Here is a 16,122-nt window from a genome sequence, read left to right as displayed (position 1 = left end):
TAACGGTTTTATCGATGGAAAGTTTGTTTTTGATTGTTTTTATCGGGTATACACATGAGCATCTTGAGGCGGAATTACTGCGTCGTCTATATCTATAGCCCGCCTCGCTGAGGCGAATTTTACTTTTAGAGAAGAAATCCGTGTTTCCCACCAAATCAGAAGTCCTCGCCCGCACACCCGATCCGGCGGTGCGCGAGATGCTCCGCCACCTCGAGCAAGCCGGAATCGAAACCCCCTTTGACCGTTTCGACGCCCAGAAACCGCACTGCGGTTTCGGCCTGAACGGCACCTGCTGCAAGAACTGTCACATGGGGCCCTGCAGGATTACCCCCAAGAGCCCCCGCGGCGTGTGCGGAGCCGACGCCCATCTCATCGTTGCCCGCAATATCCTGCGCTGGACCGCCGCCGGTGTGGCGGCCCACGGGGCGCGGGGGCGCGAGGTCATGCTGGCGCTCAAGGGGGCGGCCGACGGATCGCTCGATCTGCCCATCCTGGGGCCGGAAAAGGTCGCTGCCACGGCCAAGGCCTTCGGCATCTACCACGAGACGAAATCCACCGAAGCAATGGCCGGGGAGATCGCCCTGATCCTGCTGGAGGACCTGTGCCGCACCCTGCCGGGGCCGCACCGGACCCTGGAGGCCACGGCGCCGCCGGAGCGGCTGGCAAAATGGAAGGAACTGGATATCCTGCCGGTGGGCGCCTACCACGAGGTGTTCGAGTCGCTGCACCGCACCACGACCGGAACGGACGGCGACTGGGAGAACATTGCCCGGCAGGTCCTGCGCTGCGGCCTGGCTTTTGCCTGGAGCAGCGTGGTCGGCTCCAGCATCGCCATGGATTGCCTCTACGGTCTGCCCAAACGCAGCCGGATCACCACCAATCTGGGGGCCATAACCCTGGATACCGTCAATATCGCGGTGCACGGCCACTCTCCGGTCCTGGTGGCGGCCATCGTCAAGGCGGCCCGCAGAGACGACCTGATCCGGGAGGCCCGGGCCGCCGGCGCTGAAACGATCAGGCTGTACGGAATCTGCTGCTCCGGCCATTCGGCCCTGGCAAAATTCGGCGACATAACGCCGCTGGCCAATGCGCTCGGGGCCGAGCTGACCCTGGCCACCGGGGCCCTCGACCTGTGGGTGGCGGACGTGCAGGACGTGTTCCCGGGGATCATGGATGTGGCGGCCTGTTTCCACACCCGCGTCGTAACAACCAGCGATTCGGCCCGGCTGCCGGGGGCCGAACACATTGCCTTCGACCATCACCACAGCAATCTCGATCAGGCCGACCAACTCGCAGAACGGATCGTACGGCGCGGGATCACCGCCTATGGCGAGCGCCAGGAGGGCAAGGTATTCGTCCCTCCGGCCAGCATGGAAGCCGAGGTCGGTTTTTCCGTGGAAAACATTCTGCAGACCTTCGGCGGCGCCGAGGTGCTGCTCGACCATCTCAAGAGCGGCCGCATCCGCGGGGTGGTCAACCTGGTCGGGTGCAACAATCCCAAGGTGGTCTTTGAGGAGGCCATCGTCACAGTGGCCGAGGAACTGATCGCCCACGATGTCCTGCTGTTGACGAACGGCTGCGCCGCCTTTGCCCTGCTGCGGATGGGCTTCTGCCTGCCCGAGGGGCTCGAAGGGGCCGGCCCGGGCCTGAACGCGGCCCTGAAACCGCACGATCTGCCGCCGGTCTGGCATATGGGCGAATGTCTCGACAATGCCCGCGCCTCCGCCTTTTTCCGCACGATCGCCGTTGCTTCGGAACAGGCGCTTCCAGCGCTTCCGCTGGCCTTTTCCAGCCCGGAATGGTCCAACGAAAAAGGGATCGGCGCGGCCCTGGGCTTCCGCCTGCTGGGGCTCAACTCCTATCACTGCATTGCGCCGCCGGTGGCCGGTTCCGACAAGGTGGCCCGCTTCTTTTACGAGGATACGCAGCAGTTGCTGGGGGGCGTGATGGTGGTCGACCAGGACCCGGTCGCCCTGGCCCGGCGAATTGTGGACGACTTCGACCAGCGCCGGGCCCGCCTGGGATGGACTCCGGCCGCCCCGGCCGCTCTGCCCCGGCTGATGGCAATCAACGCTCAAGCCGCCCACGACTGGGCCCATGCCCACGGACACGACCATACCCACGATCATGAGGAGGGACATCACCATGAATAGACGCGACTTTTTGAAGACATCCGGACTGGCCCTGGCCACTGCCGCCACAACGCCGATCACCCGCTTCGCCTGGGCCGGAGGGGCCAAGGTCAATCTCAAGATCGGTTACCTGCCGATCACCGACCATCTGCTGATGATTGCGGCCGAACGCGAGCAGTTCAAGACGGTCGGCATCCAGCCGGTCAAATTTTCCTCCTGGCCCGAGATTGCCGAAGCGCTCAAGGCGGGTGCCATAGACGGCGCCTTCCTGCTGACCCCGATCGGCCTGACCCTGCGCCAGAAAGGGGTGCCGGTAAAGGTGGTGCTGCTGGGGCACCGCAACGGCAGCGTGATCACCGTCAAGAACAGCGGCGAGATCAACCGCATCGAAGACCTGAAGGGCAAGACCATCGCCATTCCCAGCCCCTTTTCGACACACAACCTGTTGCTGCGCAAGGTACTGACCGAGCGGCACATCGACCCGGCCCGGGACTTGAAGATCATCGACATGGCCCCGCCCGAGATGGTCAATGCCCTGGCCACCGGCCGCATTCACGGCTACATCGTGGCCGAGCCGTTCGGCGCCCAGGCCGAAGCCCAGAAGGTCGGCAAGATCCTGGTCCTGTCCAAGGACATCTGGCACGACCATATCTGCTGCGTGCTGAACCTGCGTGAGAACATCGTGGCCAGCCATCCCGAGGCGGTCCAGGAGATGGTTTCGGGCTTCATCCGCACCGCCGCCTTTATCGAGGCCAATCCGGTCCAGGCTGCCAAAGGTTCCACCAAGATCATCGGGCAAAGGGCGGAGATCGTCGAAAAGGTGCTGACAAGCCCGCGCGACCGTCTGAGCTTTCTCAACCTGGTGCCGAACCGGGCCGATTTCAGCGCCACCCAGGACTACATGATCAAGTTCGGCGTTGCCAAGGAGAAGGTGGATCTGGCGGGCTACCTGGACGACAGGTTCGCGAAAAAAGCATAGAACGAGCCTTTTTTGTCCTGGCTGCGTAAGTCTTCGGGATTCCTTGTGCGGCGTAGCGCTGTTTACACCCTCGGTGCTACGCCTCCGCGCAATCCCTCGACAGCCTTGCCATGACGAAAAAATCTCGTTCTATTCAGGCAGATATTCTAGGAAATCATGAAGACAAAATCCTCTCACATACTTTTGCCAGTCTGTTCGCTGGTTGTGTTTACGATCCTCTGGCAACTGGCGGCCGGCCGCTACACCCCGGAGCAGTTGCCGGCCCCCACCGATGTGCTGAAGGCGATCAAAGAGCTGTCTGACAGCGGCGTGCTGTGGGGGCACATCTCCATCAGCCTGGCCCGCTTTGCCGGCGCCTACCTGCTGGCCGTGGCCGTCGCCATCCCGCTGGGGCTTTTCCTGGGACGCTTCAGCCGCTGTCATGCCGCCATCGATCCTTTGATCCAGGTGCTGCGGCCGATTTCGCCGATCGCCTGGTTTCCGCTGGCAGTGCTGTGGTTCGGCATCGGCAATGCGCCGGCGGTGTTCATCATTTTCCTGGCCGCCTTTTACCCGGTTCTTTTGACGACGATCAGCGCCGTGAGAGCCGTTCCGGCCATTTACCTCAAGGTGGCGGCCAACTTCGGCGCCGCGCCCTTTCTGACCTTTGTGCGCGTGATTGTCCCGGCCGCGTTCCCGGGCATCATGGTGGGTCTGCACATCGCCGTGGGCACCGCCTGGATCCACCTGGTGGCCGGCGAGATGCTCGGAGCCCAGTCCGGCCTCGGCTTCATGATCGTGGATGCCAGGAACTTCCTGCGCACCGATCAGATCATGGCAGGCATGCTGCTGGTCGGGGTGCTGGGGCTCGCCATCTACAAGGGCATGAAAGCGGCCGAGAAGGTGATCGGCCGGCGCTGGGGTATCTCGGCATGAGCACGGATACTACGGTGAAGATACGCATGGAAGGGGTCGGCAAAACGTTCCGCTCGGCCCGCGGCGAGGAACAGGTCGCCTTGAGCCGCCTGGACCTGGAGATCAAGGCCGGGGAGTTCGTCTGCCTGGTGGGCCCCAGCGGTTGCGGCAAGACCACCCTGATCAACCTGATGGCCGGGTTCGAGCGTCCCAGCCAGGGCTCTGTGTTGATCGACGGCAAGGCCGTGAGCGGGCCTGATCCGGACCATGTCATGATCTTCCAGGATTACGGCCTCTTTCCCTGGCGAACAGTCCTGGGCAATGTGCTCTTCGGTCTGCAGGCCCGCAGGCTGCCGCCCGGCGAAGCGCGTGAAAAGGCCCTGGCGGCGCTGGAGTTGGTAGGGCTGCGGCAGGCGGCCGACAAACACCCCCATGAACTGTCCGGGGGCATGAAGCAGCGGGTTTCCATTGCCCGGGCCCTTGCCGTTGAACCGAGCGTCCTGTTCATGGATGAGCCGTTTGCCGCGCTGGATGCCTTCACCCGCCTGTACCTGCAGGACGAGTTGCTGCGGATTTGGAACGAAAAGCGGCCGACCGTGGTGTTCGTGACCCATGACCTCGACGAGGCTATTGCCCTGGGGCAAAGGGTGGTGCTGATGGCCCCTGATCCCGGCCGGGTCCGCAGTGTCCTGGATGTGACGCTGCCCTATCCGCGGGAGCGGACCGACGACGGGTTTGCGGCCTTCCGCCGTGAGCTGTTCGAGGAATTCCATCTGGTGCACCGTCAGGCAGCGGCCAGGGATAGTAATCAATAATTTTGTTTGAACCGGTGTGCTGCACCCTGATATGACAACACATGCGCCCCCTGCACGAGCAGGGGAGGGCTGACCGGAAAGACCGGAGGCCAGGTTGAAAGGGATATTCCCCCGATGCCTGGCCTTTTTTCGTTTTGAGCGATGTCCGGCTAATTTTTCGTGGCACATCAAAAATTCCCTCATCCGCCCCTTCGGGGCACCTTCTCCCCAAGGGAGAAGGGATAATAAATCTTTCCCTCTCCCGCCGGGAGAGGGTGGTCGAAGGCCGGGTGACCTGTCTTCGCAATAGAGGACACACTCAAAATTCTATGCTGCCATCTTTAGCTCCTGCTGCTCAAACTGTTCAGGAGTGAGATAGCCAATCGCAGAGTGAATCCTCTTGCGGTTGTAGAAACCTTCGATGTAACGAAATATCCGGCTCTGTGCTTCTTGCCGGGTCGTGAAGGAGCAGTGGTAAATCAGTTCTCTCTTCAATGTGGAGAAAAAGGTCTCCGTAATTGCATTGTCATAGCAGCATCCGGTTCCGCTCATGCTTTGGATGCCAGCTGCTTTCCCGACCACGGCACGAAACCGTTTGCTGCAATATTGCGAACCACGATCCGTGTGAAAGATGAATCCTGGTGACGGCCGACGCCTGACTATCGCATTGGTAAGGGCAGCTATAACAAGATCATCCGTCATGCGTTTGTTCATGCTCCAGCCCACGATCCGGCGGGAGAATACATCGAGGACCACTGCCAAGTACAGCCAGCCCTGGACCGTTTCAATGTACGTTATGTCGCCGGTCCAGAGCCGATTGGGAGCGTCAGCGGAGAATTGACGCTTCACCAGATTGTCCGCTACAGGACGCTTGTGATCTGAATTCGTTGTAACCTTGAACTTCCGCGTCGTCTTGACTTTAAGGCCGTTTTCTCGCATCAGGCGCCAGATGCGGTTTTTACCGACGCGCCGCCCTAACTGCCGTAGGTTATGGGTAATCCGTTTCGCGCCATATGTTTTGTCGCTCTCTTCGAAGGCTGATTTGATCGTTGGCAACAACGCCTGGTCTTCGCGCTGCCGATTCGTTACTCGGCCGGCCGCATGGGCGTAGTACCAACTCCGAGTCACTCCCAGAACTCGGCACATCTCCTTCACTCCGAATTCGGAGCGGTGCTCGGTTATGAACCCGAATAACGATGCGGATCCGTTGAGAAGATGGCCACAGCTTTTTTTAGGATTTCACGCTCCCGACGGAGTTGCTCGTTCTCTTTGCGGAGTTGCTTAAGCTCTGCTTCGGCAGATATTTGACTGGCTATAGCCGGATCCTGCTGGTCACGGTGTTTCCGGATCCATCCTTTTAAGACTCCATGCGTGATCCCGAGACTGCTTTCAACTTCGCGAATGGTGCGGTTGTCTTCCAAAACCAGCTTCACCGCTTCAGCTTTAAACTCGGCATCGTATTTTCGGTTCATTCTCATGACACACCCTCCTGGTCCGTTAGGATATAAGGTGTGTCCTCAAATGTGAAGATAGCTCAGGGTGAGGGGATAAGGCAGGGTGTCAGCCTCACTGAAATCAGCCCAACGGATAACGTTGCGGTTTTTATCAACAGAAGGCCCGAGAGGAGAAACGGAATGTCAGCACACGACGAATCCCATTTCAAAGAGCTGTCCAACGCAGTGGTGGAAATGGACGAGGAACGGGCCGTTGCAGCGGCGCACGCGGCCCTGGAGGATGGCGTGGAAGCCTACGACGCCATCCAGCAGGGGCTCTCGGAGGGCATGGCCCGGGCCGGGCAACTGTTCGAGGAGGAGGAATACTTCATCCCCGAGCTGCTGATGTGTTCCGACGCCATGTACGCCGGGCTGGAGGTGCTCAAGCCGCACCTGAAGACAACCGGCGAGGCCAGGGGCACGGTCGTGATCGGCGTGGTGGAGGGGGATACCCACGATATCGGCAAGAACATGGTGCGGATCATGTTCGAGACCGGCGGCTTCCATGTGGTCGACCTGGGGCGGGATGTGCCACCCCAGCGTTTTGTCGATGCTGCCCGCGAAGTGAAGGCGGACATCATTGCCCTTTCGACGCTGATGACCACCACCATGGAAGGCATGGGTACGGTGGTACGGCTCCTGGAGGAAGCCCGCATCCGGGATGGGATCAAGGTCATGGTCGGCGGCGGACCGATCTCTCCAGGATTCGCCAAACGCATCGGTGCGGACGGCTATGCGGTCAATGCGGCCGAAGCGGTCAAGGTGGCGAAAGAATTGGTGGGGAGCGCGTGAAAAACGGGGGGAGAAAGGAAATGGTGGGCATACTTGGGATCGAACCAAGGACCTGCCGATTAAGAGTCGGCTGCTCTACCAGCTAAGCTATATGCCCACATTTCGAAAAGTATAGTTCAGCTCTTTCTGTCTGTCCAATGGGTAAATTAAATGCAAATGCCTATGTTTATTGAAAAAACTGGAAACAGTACCATGACCCCATTGGAGCGTTTCGCCGCCTATGCCAAAGGTGAGGCTATCGACCGGTTACCCTGCGTACCCATCGTTGGCAACACGGCCGCGCGGGTGATCGGCGCCAAGGTTTCCCAGTTCCGCGGCAATGGCCTGCTGATCGCCGAGGCGCAGATCGCCGCCTACCGGCGCTTCGGCTATGATGTCATCCGGGTTTTCACCGATCTTTACACCCTGGCCGAAGCCATGGGGGCCCGCGTGCACTATCCGGAGAACGAAACCGCCTATCTGGAGGCGCCGGCCATTGCCAGTCTCGATGAGATTGCGCGTTTGAAGCCGGTCAACCCTGCTACCGACGGTAACCTTCCCGCCCACCTGGAGGCGATGCAGCGGGTGGTAGAGGCTGTCGGCCGTGAGGTGCCGGTCACCGGTGCGCTGACCTGCCCCTTTACCACGGCCTCGTTTCTGATCGGCACCGAAAATCTGGTGCGCCTGATGCTGAAAAGGCCGGAGGCGGTCCACCGGCTCTGCCAGCTGGCGCTGGAATCCGGTATCCGCTATGCCGAGGCCATTATCGACTGCGGCTGTGCGCCGAGCCTGACCGATCCGATGTCATCCAGCACCGTCATAGGTCCGCGCCAGTTCCGGGAGTTCTCCTACCCCTATCTGAAGCGGCTGATCGAGTTCATTCACCTGCACGGCAAGAGCGTGACCCTGCATATCTGCGGCAAAACCGAGAAGATCTGGGGTCTGATGGCCGATGCCGGAGCGGACTGCATCAGTATCGACAATGATGCCAGCCTTGCGCAGGCACGGCACGACGTTGGCAGTCGGGTACGCATCATGGGCAATATCAAGCCCTCTGAGGTTATGCTGCTGGGCAGCCCGGCCGATGTGCGGCAGGCGGTCCGCGAGTGCGTCGCCACGGCCGGCGATTCGCCGCGGGGCTATATCGTCGCTTCGGGCTGCAGCCTGCCGACCGAGACCCCTTTTGAGAATATTCAGGCCATGATGGATGCCGTGGCCGAGATCGGTTGGCCGCCCCGGTTACAACGTCCAGGATAATGGAACGCGGATTGAACGGATTTACGCGGATTTTGAATTGCCTCTGTTTTTACCTGATCCGTGAAGTCCGCTCACATTAGATGTGATCCGCGTGTCATTGCCTTTGATCATGACTGGTTTCAATTACTTCCCGGAGTACATGGAGTGCACAGATGCTGAGTCCGAAAGAGCGACTGCTGAACGTCCTGAACGGCAGACAGGTGGACCGTCCGCCGGTGATCTGCACCGGCGGCATGATGAACGCAGCCATCGTTGATGTCATGACCAGGACCGGCAACACCTTGCCCGAGGCCCACTTTCAGGCCGGACGCATGTCCGCGCTGGCAGGGGATATCCATGCCGAAACCGGCTTCGAGAACCTGGGCATTCCCTTCTGCATGACCGTGGAGGCCGAAGTGCTGGGGAGCGAGATCGATTTCGGCTCCCTGGCCTGCGAACCGAAGATCGCCCGGGAATCGTTTGCCGGCACCCGAGATGTGGTGTTTAAGGATGTCAAGGCCATGCTCGGCCAAGGGCGGATCGGACAGGTGGCTGGCGCGGCTGAGCGCCTGGCGCGCCTTCATCCGGATCAGCCGGTGATCGGCAGCCTGACCGGCCCGATCAGCACTGCCGCCTCGCTGGTCGATCCAATGCAGTTTCTGAAGGAGCTGCGCAAGGAACGGGAGCAGGCCCACCGGGTGCTGGAGTATGTCAGCGATTTCCTGATCGGCTTTGCCCACGTGCTGGTGGAGAGCGGTGCCACCGCCATCTGTATCGGCGACCCGACCGCCACCGGTGAGATCCTCGGCCCTAAAATGTTCGATGAATATGCCGTGAAATACCTCAACAAGGTCATCGACGGCATCCACGCCGCCGGCGTGCCGGTCATGGTGCACATCTGCGGCGAGATGAAGGCGGTCAAGCCCTCCATCCCGCTGCTGCACGCCGATGCCGTCAGCACCGACGCCTTTGTCAACCTGAGGATGCTCAAGCAGGAGTACCCGCAGCTCACCACTATGGGCAATGTGAGCACGATTCTGCTGGAGAGCGGCGACCCGGAAAAGGTGGCCCGCCGTACAGAAACCCTGGTCAGGGAGGGCATCGACATCATCTCGCCAGCCTGCGGCCTCTCCACCTCCACTTCGCTGGAGGCCATCAGGGCCATGACATCCGTTGTGAAAGAAGGGGCGAAGTAGTGGTAACCGTACGGTTTTTGCCAGACAACAGATCTGCGTCCATCGAGCAGGGCTCCACGATTCTGGAGGCTGCCCGTCAGGCAGGTGTCCTGATCGAGGCACCCTGCAACGGAGCGGGGCACTGTGCCAAGTGCCTGGTGCGCCTGCCGGGCGACGACCTGGCCAATGTGGTGGTGCATGTCGACGCCCCTGTTGATGCGGGTCCTGATATGGTGCTGGCTTGTCACAGCCATGTCTTCGGTGACGTAACCGTGGAAACGGTGCAGAGGGAGGAGACCGGCCTGCAGGTGCAGTGTGCCGGGCAGGCCGGGGACGTTGATTTGCTGCCGTACATCACCAAGAATTATCATGCCGGAGCCGATCGTACGGCAGTCCTGGCAGGCGACCGGTTGCTGGGTTTCGAACAGGGCGATACCACGACAGCTACGTACGGGCTGGTCGTCGATATCGGCACAACCACGCTGGTTGCCGCAGTGGTGGATCTGAACAGCGGAGCCGAACTGGCCGGCGCCTCCCGTCTCAATCCGCAGAGCCTGCATGCCCAGGATGTTCTGTCGAGAATCAGGTTTGCCGCTGATGGCGGTCTTGAGGTGCTGCACCGGGAGTTGATCCGGGAATTGAACGCAATTATCGCCGAGGCCGCCTCTGCAGCAACAATCCCCGCTGATCGGATCTACGAGGCGGTCTTCAGCGGCAATACCTGCATGCTGCACCTGGCGGCCGGGATCGATCCGGCGCCGCTGGGCAGGCACCCCTTTACCCTGGTCATCAGAGGCGGCTGCCATATCGGGGCCTCCGACATCGGGCTGGCGATCGCTCCGGCCGGCATCGTCTACCTCCCCCCGGTGATCTCGGCCTATGTGGGGGCCGACATCAGCGCCGGCATGCTCGCTTCCGGCCTGGCGGACCTGCCCGGAAACACGCTTTTCATCGACATCGGCACGAACGGCGAGCTGGCGCTGGCGGCGGACGGTGTTCTGCTCGCCTCGGCCACCGCGGCCGGCCCTGCCTTCGAGGGGATGAACATCTCCTGCGGCATGCGGGCTGCCGTTGGCGCCATAGAACGCGTGGAACTCGCACCTGACGGCGAGCTTGAGCTGGGCGTGATCGGCGCCGTGGAGCCGGCCGGGATCTGCGGGAGCGGATTGATGGATCTGGTGGCGGTGTTGGTCGAGCAGGGTGCGATCCTGCCCAGTGGCAAGCTGAATGGCAGCGGCACACTGTTTGCCGACCTGATCGAGAAGACCGATGCCGGCAGTGTCTTTCGGCTGAGCCGACGAGTGGCGTTCAGTCAGAAGGATGTGCGTCAGGTGCAATTGTCCAAGGGGGCCATCCGGGCCGGGATCGAACTGCTGCTGGAGCGCGCCGGCCTCGGTCCCGGCGATCTGGACCGAGTGTTAATTGCCGGTTCGTTCGGCTACCACCTGCGGGAGCGCAGTCTGATCAGCATCGGACTGCTGCCCCCCGAGGCGGAAGGGAAGGTGGCTTTCCTCGGCAATACCTCACGCAGCGGAGGAGAAATGCTGCTCCTGGACCATCGCCTGCGGCCGCAGCTCCAGGATGTGGTCGAGCGGGTCACAGTGGTCGACTTGGCGGGCGATCCCACGTTTGAACGGGCTTTCATGGCGGCTATGAAGTTTTAAGTTTACTCGTATTGAATCCTGTTTTTTAATAATTCTCTTGGTTTTCTTGATGGTTCGCCTGGATGATATTGTATTAAATATTAAATTGATAGATAAAATATATTTGTACGATTGACATCAGATTTTTCGAGTGCTAGATTGATTACACCCTTAGGCTAGGGTGGCTGACCAGTGAGACTGGAGGCCGGATTCGTTGCCATGAATCCGGCCTTGGCTTTTTAAACACCACGCTCACGCTCCAAGCTTCTCTTTATCTGCAGCAACATGTTGTCTCATGCACAAAGGAGGACTGTTCATGCACTACATAGTACAGGATCCGGTATGCGGCGAGTCGCTGGATTGGCAAAAGGCGGCCGTAATCAACTACCAGGGGAAACTCTACTATTTCTGCTGCAGAACCTGTCTGTCCCGGTTTCAAAAGACGCCCCGGCGCTACTGCTGTAAAGCCTGCATAGCCGATACCGGACAGCAATGCACGTCGTGCCCCGATGACAGGAAACCATCGGCCAACGCATGAATCGTAGAAAGGAAGCCATGACTACGTCAGATATCATCGCAGCGCCTGCAATAAACGGGTCTCCCAAGATCCTTGTTCTGCCAGGTTTCGGAGGTTCCGGCCCCCGGCACTGGCAGACCCTTTGGGAGAAGGCAGACCCCTCTTTCATCCGCGTCAACCAGCATGACTGGCACAGACCGGTCTGCTCCGACTGGATCGTATCACTCGAACATGCCGTGGCACAGGCCGGCCCGGATACCGTGCTGGTCGCCCATAGTATGGCCTGTCTGCTGGTGGCCCATTGGGCCGCCGTTTCCGCACGGACTGTCCGCGGCGCGCTGCTGGTGGCGGCGGCTGATCCCGACGGTCCGGTCTTTCCCCGGGAGGCAACCGGATTCTCTCCGCTTCCCCGTACCCGTTTGCCCTTTCCGAGCATTGTAGTGGCAAGCACCAACGACCCCTTCGGAAGCGTCGCATTCAACAGCCAATGCGCCGCTGACTGGGGCAGCCGTTTCCTGACCGTCGGCGAGGCCGGGCATATCAATGCGGAGAGCGGCCTGGGGAGTTGGCCACAGGGCCTTGAGCTCCTGAAAACGCTCATCGATTGAGAGCCGAACTATACCGGCCGACCAGACAGACTGGAGGTCAAGGCAGAGCAGCCGCTCTCAACCTTGGCCTCCTTTTTATTTTCTGAGGTTCTCTGAAGAAGGAAGCTTTGCAACCCCTGGTATACTTATAGGGAAATCATCGACCGTGGAGGAAGACGAAATGAACAGAACGACAGTCACTGCCCTGGTTTTGTGGATCTCGCTCATCGTCGGGACCGGCACCGGCATTGCCGCCGAGTCCGCCAACACCCCTGCGCCGTCCTCACAGGCCGGTCCGGGGGACCGGACTCCCGCGTCTGCCGCCAAAGCCGGCAATCCGGCCGCATCGAACTGGCATCCCAAGGTCGTATTCCAGATCAATGATGATGACGATGTCCCCGTTGTTCTACGCTATGTCACGAACTACCTCAAGGCCGAGCCAACCGCCGAGGTGGCAGTGGTGGGCTACGGCGAGGGACTGGATTTCATGCTGAAAGGGGCCGTGGATTCCGATGGCAAACCCTATGCCGACCAGGTGCAGGCCCTGAAGGACAAGGGTGTTGCCTTCAAGGCCTGCAACAATACCCTCAAAGCCCGCACGCTTGGTGCCGACGCCGTGATACCCGCGGCCGTTGTGGTGCCGGGCGCGGTGAACGAAATCATCCGGCTGCAGACCAGGGAAGGGTATGCCTATTTCAAGAACTGATCAATATTAACTATTAAATTTATAGATAAAGTATTTTTTGCTTGACCTGCGGCACAGGAATCATTTATTGTATCCAAAACGTGATTACGCTGATTGCCGTTGAGCTGACCGGACACACTGGAGGCCAAGGAGTTTTTTCCTTGGCCTCTTTTTTTTACGATGCGCCCACGGGTGGCGATCCTGCCCGGGACACTTTGAACAGCACTGGCTCAGATACGATGGTGTGTTGCAATGCGATGGCAGATCCGGGGTGACTCTTTGCACCCACGGTGGCTGACCAGTGACACTGGAGGCCGGATTTCCCGTACGGGGTTTCCGGCCTCGTTTTTTTAGCCAGGTACATCAAGGGAGAATTCGTATGGGAAAAGGAAAAGCAGCAAGGAAGCCCCGCTCACAGGTGATTTCGATGAGGGTCAGCGAGGGGGAGCGCAGAACACTCCAGGAGATCGCGCACCGGCAGGCAATCAATGTTTCGGACATCATGCGGCACGCGCTGGAACGCTATACCGGCAGCACCAGTCCGCCTGGCGGTCCGTTGAAAAACGGCGCGAGGGCCTGAGAAATATGCCCTGAGTCCGTGAATCCTTCCAGCCTTCACTCGCTACCCATGCCTCTGCTCGTGCATTTCCGGCATAAGAAGCATGTCGTCGTCGATGAGGCCGCAATGCCGGCATGAAACGGAGCCGGCGACGATCGAGCCCCGGCATGACGCTCGCTTCGGCTTCCAGGCTTCACGGATTCAGGTAGGGAAGAGGCGGATCGACAACCGGCAACCAGGGATAACAACTGGGGAAGGAGGTGGCGTCATGCGGAAAGAGAAGGCCTTGCTGTTGAAGGAAGGAAGTCTGGTCGTGGCAGGAAGCGAGATCATGCGGGTGATCGGCACGCCGGAACTGCATGTCTGGTACGGAAGTCCCGTGGCACGGGTAACCGCAGCAGATGCGTATTATCGTACCCGTGTTTTTGTCCACGATGAAATCGAATCAATCGAGGTGGACGCAGCGGCATGAGCACCTTCAAGGAGACCATGACCTCCCGTGAACGGACGGTCGCGGCGCTGAGCGGACAGCCCTATGACCGTATCCCGGTCTTGCTGCTGATGAGCGACTATGCGGCGCGGACGATCGGGGTGACGGTGGGGGAATACCAGACTTCGGCAGCGCTGCTGGCCGCCGGACAGCTCAAGGCCTGGCGCGAATACGGCATGGACCTGATCAACATCGGGCCGGGGTTGACCGGCATTGCCGAGGCGGTCGGCAGCCGCCTGGCTTTTCCCGACAATACCGCCTATGTGATCGACTATGCCCTCAAGGAGAAGCGCGACCTGGACCGGCTGAGCGTTCCCGACCCGCAGGCTGACGGACGCCTGCCGCTGTTCCTGGAAGCGACCGGGATCGTACTCAAGGAGGTCGGCAATCAGGTGCCGGTGTCGCTGACCACGGCCGGTCCTTTTACCACGGCCGCCAACATCAGGGGCACCGAGCATTTCCTGCGCGACCTGCGCCGCGATCCCGACTTCATCCACCGCCTGCTGCGCTTTGCCACCGACAGCATTATCCCCTTTGCCCGCGCGGTTATCGGTATGGGTGCCCGCATCGGTCTGGCCGAACCGGTCGCTTCCGGCACGCTGATCAGCCCGGCGCAGTTCCGGGAATTCGCCCTGCCGTATCTGAAGGAACTGATAGCAGTCATTGCCGAAGTGGCGGGAGCGCCCCCCTCGCTGCATATCTGCGGCAACAGTTCGCGGATCTGGTGGGACATGGCCGACAGCGGAGCCGGCGTGCTGAGCCTGGATGACGAGGTCGACCTGGCCGAGGCGCGCTCGGTTGTCGGCGATCGGGTGGCGCTGGTCGGCAATGTCCGGCCGACCGCCAGCATGGTGATGGGTACACCGGAGACGGTGCGCGCCAATGTGCGCGAATGCCTCGCCAAGGGGGTCGGCAATCCCAAGGGCTATATCCTCGGCATGGGCTGCGCCCTGCCGATCAACACGCCGCCGGAAAACATCCATGCCCTGATGGCCGCCGCCCGGGAGTACGGCCGCTGGGGTGTCGATCCGGGTACAGTTTGAGTAGAGACACTACATTACAAACAAGGAGATGAAGATGATGCGATGGAAAACGATGCTACTGGCCCTGATCGCTGTGGCGCTGGGCGTATCCGTCAGCCAGGCGGCTGACCTGAAGAAACTGAAGGCGGGCTACCTGCCGACTTCGGGACACCTGCTCTATTTCGTGGCCAAGGAAAAAGGCTTTTTTCAGCAGGAGGGGCTGGATGTGGAACTGGCGCGCTTCACCAATTCGGGTGAGGGGCTGACGGCACTCAAGACGGGCAAGCTGGATATCGGCTCCTTCGGCACTTCGGCGCCGCTGGCCTTTATCGCCAAGGGGGCCGACTTCACCGTGTTCGGCGGCCAGATGGGTGAGGGGCACGGCCTGATCGCCAAGCCGGAGAAGGCCGAACGGTTCAAGGAGCTGAAGAACTTCAAGGGGGCCACGATCGGGGCGGTGCGGTTGGCGACCGGGGACGTGGTCTTCCGCGCCGCGCTGCACGAGGCGGGGGTGGACTGGAAGAAGGATCTGACGATCAAGGAGTTCGATTCGCCCGCAGCCGTGTTGGAGGCGGTCAAGAAGGGATCGCTGGACGCAGGCCTGGTCTGGATCCCGTATTTCACCCTGGCTGAGAAGCAGGGCCTGAAGGTGGTCAAGTACTCCGGCGACGTGATCAAGTCCCATACCTGCTGCCGCCAGGTGGCACTGACCTCCACCATCAAGGAGCGCCAGGCCGACCTGGAAAAGTTCCTGGTGGCCCTACTGCGCGCCTACAAGTTCTACCTGGAGGACAAGAACGGTACCGTTGACGTGGTGGCCAAGTATGTCCCGATCGACAAGACCGACCTGTACAAGGATATCTACGGCGGGCACCTCCTGGTCAGCCCGGATCCGCACCGAAAATCGGTACTCCAGTTCTGGGAGTTCATGAAGAAGGCGGACTATATCACTTCCAACGAATCGATCGACAACCGGATCAATGTCCGCCTGTACGGCAACGCCCTGGCCACGTTGGCCCGGAACGAACCCAAGGAAGGGCTGTGGAAGAAGCTGGACAAGGAATTCAGGAGCGGCGACGCAGACCTGCACATAAAGGCACATTAACAGGCTGTTGAAGAACGTCGCCAGAATCCCCGGCGACAGA

General features: G+C 60.5%; 17 protein-coding genes and 1 tRNA gene. 15 read left to right on the top strand and 3 right to left on the bottom strand.

Annotated elements, in window-relative coordinates; translation table 11 throughout:
• Window positions 1–197 precede the first annotated feature (197 nt).
• The 4 genes from cooS (at window position 198) to GSVR_RS12215 (ending at window position 4,820) form a co-directional block, all read left to right on the top strand.
• Window positions 198–2,153, top strand: coding sequence for an anaerobic carbon-monoxide dehydrogenase catalytic subunit (cooS, locus tag GSVR_RS12230; RefSeq protein ID WP_370552078.1), 1,956 nt, complete (start codon window positions 198–200; stop codon window positions 2,151–2,153).
• Complete coding sequence (locus GSVR_RS12225) at window positions 2,146–3,111, top strand: ABC transporter substrate-binding protein (protein WP_173199997.1); 966 nt, start codon at window positions 2,146–2,148, stop codon at window positions 3,109–3,111. Before cooS ends, GSVR_RS12225 begins: the two co-directional genes overlap by 8 nt.
• Window positions 3,112–3,267: 156 nt before the next feature.
• The gene (locus GSVR_RS12220; protein WP_173199999.1) at window positions 3,268–4,026 is read left to right on the top strand and encodes an ABC transporter permease; all 759 of its coding nucleotides are present in this window, start codon (window positions 3,268–3,270) and stop codon (window positions 4,024–4,026) included.
• Entirely contained in the window at window positions 4,023–4,820 is a 798-nt protein-coding gene (locus GSVR_RS12215; protein ID WP_173200001.1) for an ABC transporter ATP-binding protein, read from the top strand. The genes GSVR_RS12220 and GSVR_RS12215 overlap by 4 nt, the downstream gene beginning before the upstream one ends.
• Before the next feature lie 306 nt (window positions 4,821–5,126).
• Here the strand turns inward: GSVR_RS12215 and GSVR_RS12210 are convergent, their stop codons facing one another.
• Window positions 5,127–5,981, bottom strand: coding sequence for an IS3 family transposase (locus GSVR_RS12210; RefSeq protein ID WP_203978876.1), 855 nt, complete (start codon window positions 5,979–5,981; stop codon window positions 5,127–5,129).
• Window positions 5,978–6,277 carry a transposase gene (locus GSVR_RS12205; protein ID WP_173202482.1) on the bottom strand — a complete coding sequence of 100 codons (300 nt, stop codon included), beginning with the start codon at window positions 6,275–6,277 and terminating at the stop codon, window positions 5,978–5,980. The genes GSVR_RS12210 and GSVR_RS12205 overlap by 4 nt, the downstream gene beginning before the upstream one ends.
• Window positions 6,278–6,433: 156 nt before the next feature.
• On the opposite strand from GSVR_RS12205, the gene GSVR_RS12200 reads away from it, so the two are divergent.
• Window positions 6,434–7,084, top strand: a complete 651-nt coding sequence (locus GSVR_RS12200) for a corrinoid protein (RefSeq protein ID WP_173202435.1) — start codon at window positions 6,434–6,436, stop codon at window positions 7,082–7,084.
• A 21-nt stretch (window positions 7,085–7,105) separates the two neighbouring features.
• Here GSVR_RS12200 and GSVR_RS12195 read toward each other — a convergent pair.
• Window positions 7,106–7,181: transfer RNA gene (locus GSVR_RS12195), tRNA-Lys, on the bottom strand.
• 95 nt (window positions 7,182–7,276) lie between these two features.
• On the opposite strand from GSVR_RS12195, the gene GSVR_RS12190 reads away from it, so the two are divergent.
• The 10 genes from GSVR_RS12190 to GSVR_RS12145 all read left to right on the top strand — a co-directional run bounded on the left by GSVR_RS12190 (window position 7,277) and on the right by GSVR_RS12145 (window position 16,082).
• Complete coding sequence (locus GSVR_RS12190) at window positions 7,277–8,320, top strand: uroporphyrinogen decarboxylase family protein (protein WP_173202434.1); 1,044 nt, start codon at window positions 7,277–7,279, stop codon at window positions 8,318–8,320.
• A gap of 152 nt (window positions 8,321–8,472) precedes the next feature.
• On the top strand, window positions 8,473–9,495 hold the full coding sequence (locus GSVR_RS12185; RefSeq protein WP_173202433.1) for a uroporphyrinogen decarboxylase family protein: 1,023 nt from the start codon (window positions 8,473–8,475) through the stop codon (window positions 9,493–9,495).
• Entirely contained in the window at window positions 9,495–11,138 is a 1,644-nt protein-coding gene (locus GSVR_RS12180) for an ASKHA domain-containing protein (protein WP_173202432.1), read from the top strand. Before GSVR_RS12185 ends, GSVR_RS12180 begins: the two co-directional genes overlap by 1 nt.
• A 295-nt stretch (window positions 11,139–11,433) precedes the next feature.
• Window positions 11,434–11,655 (top strand): YHS domain-containing protein, encoded by a 222-nt coding sequence (locus GSVR_RS12175; RefSeq protein ID WP_173202431.1) that lies wholly within the window; start codon window positions 11,434–11,436, stop codon window positions 11,653–11,655.
• Between the two features lie 17 nt (window positions 11,656–11,672).
• The gene (locus GSVR_RS12170; protein WP_173202430.1) at window positions 11,673–12,242 is read left to right on the top strand and encodes an alpha/beta hydrolase; all 570 of its coding nucleotides are present in this window, start codon (window positions 11,673–11,675) and stop codon (window positions 12,240–12,242) included.
• Window positions 12,243–12,402: 160 nt separating this feature from the next.
• Window positions 12,403–12,927, top strand: coding sequence for a DsrE family protein (locus GSVR_RS12165; RefSeq protein ID WP_173202429.1), 525 nt, complete (start codon window positions 12,403–12,405; stop codon window positions 12,925–12,927).
• A 358-nt stretch (window positions 12,928–13,285) separates the two neighbouring features.
• Entirely contained in the window at window positions 13,286–13,486 is a 201-nt protein-coding gene (locus GSVR_RS12160; protein WP_173202428.1) for a ribbon-helix-helix protein, CopG family, read from the top strand.
• A gap of 247 nt (window positions 13,487–13,733) precedes the next feature.
• A complete protein-coding gene (locus GSVR_RS12155) occupies window positions 13,734–13,937 on the top strand; it encodes a hypothetical protein (protein WP_173202427.1) in 204 nt (67 codons plus the stop codon).
• Window positions 13,934–14,998 carry a uroporphyrinogen decarboxylase family protein gene (locus GSVR_RS12150; RefSeq protein ID WP_173202426.1) on the top strand — a complete coding sequence of 355 codons (1,065 nt, stop codon included), beginning with the start codon at window positions 13,934–13,936 and terminating at the stop codon, window positions 14,996–14,998. The genes GSVR_RS12155 and GSVR_RS12150 overlap by 4 nt, the downstream gene beginning before the upstream one ends.
• Before the next feature lie 34 nt (window positions 14,999–15,032).
• Window positions 15,033–16,082: an ABC transporter substrate-binding protein gene (locus GSVR_RS12145; protein ID WP_173202425.1), complete on the top strand. Its 1,050-nt coding sequence runs from the start codon at window positions 15,033–15,035 to the stop codon at window positions 16,080–16,082.
• The last annotated feature ends 40 nt before the right edge of the window (window positions 16,083–16,122 follow it).

Origin of the sequence: Geobacter sp. SVR (assembly GCF_016865365.1) — a bacterium.
GTDB lineage: Bacteria > Desulfobacterota > Desulfuromonadia > Geobacterales > Pseudopelobacteraceae > Pelotalea.
Note: the sequence above shows the minus strand (reverse complement) of the source record. Positions and strands in the feature narration are given on the sequence as shown.